At 76.6% G+C, this 1,110-nt stretch carries 1 protein-coding gene; it reads left to right on the top strand.

Annotated elements, in window-relative coordinates:
* Window positions 1-1,024, top strand: a 1,024-nt coding sequence (locus tag ABZU52_RS32465) for a mannitol dehydrogenase family protein (RefSeq protein WP_354974725.1), incomplete at its 5' end; no start/stop codon positions are given.
* Window positions 1,025-1,110: the final 86 nt, after the last annotated feature.

Here is a 1,110-nt window from a genome sequence, read left to right as displayed (position 1 = left end):
GGCCGGCGGCGGAGCGCCGACCACGGTGCCGGGGCTGCTGCTGCGGGGGCGGGCCGCCCGGGCCGCCGCGGACGCCGGGCCGGTGGCAGTGGTGAGCTGCGACAACCTGCCGGCCAACGGGCGGCGACTGCGCGGCATGCTCGACCAGGCGGTCGACCGGGCCGCCGGTGTGCCCGCCGGGCTGGTCGAGTGGGTGGCCGGCAACGTCACCTGTCCGGGGACCATGGTGGATCGGATCGTGCCGGCCAGCACCCCGGAGACGATCGAGGCGGCCCGCCGGGCACTCGGCGTGACCGACCTGGCCGCGGTGGCCGCCGAGCCGTACGCGCAGTGGGTGATCGAGGACGACTTCCCGGGCGGCCGGCCCGGCTGGGAGTTCGCCGGGGCGGTGCTCACCGACGACGCCGGCCCCTGGGAGCGGTTGAAGTTGCGCGCCCTCAACGGCGTGCACTCGGCCATCGCGTACCTCGGGGCGTTGGCCGGTCGGGAGACCATCGCCGACGCGCTGGAGATCCCGCACCTGCGCGACGTGCTGCGCCGGCTGATCGCCGAGGACGTGGCGGCCAGCTTCACCCCGCCGGGCGGGGTCCGGGTGGTCGACTACGGCGAGCAGGCCCTCGCCCGGTTCGGTAACCCGGCGATCCACCACCGCACTCTCCAGGTGGCGATCGACGGCTCCCAGAAGCTGCCGCAGCGCGTCCTGCACACCATCGCCGACCTGCGCGCGGCCGGGCGGTCCGCGCGCTGGGGCGCGCTGGTCGTGGCGTCCTGGTTGCGCTTCGCGCTGGGGTACGCCGACGACGGCCGGCCGTTGCCGTTCCAGGATCCACTGGCCGGGCCGATCCGGGCCGCGCTGGACGACGGGGCGCAGAGCCCGGCGGGCGCGGTCGACGCGGTCTTCGCGCTGCGCGACGTCATTCCGGTGGAGGTGGCCGAGGACGACGAGGTTCGCGCCGACGTGATCGCCTGGCTGACCGCGTTGGAGCGGCACGGCGTCGAGGCCACACTGGCCGGTGCCCGATGATCGGGCCGACACTGGCCGGTGCCCGGTGACCGGGTCGACCCGGGCCGGTCGGCGGTGAGCGGGGTCGCACCGCCGCCCCGGGTGGC

The sequence above is a fragment of the Micromonospora sp. NPDC005220 genome (assembly GCF_040607895.1).
In the GTDB taxonomy this organism is placed as follows: domain Bacteria; phylum Actinomycetota; class Actinomycetes; order Mycobacteriales; family Micromonosporaceae; genus Micromonospora.
The sequence above is the reverse complement of the archived record's forward strand: the minus strand, read 5'-3'. Positions and strand labels throughout refer to the sequence as shown.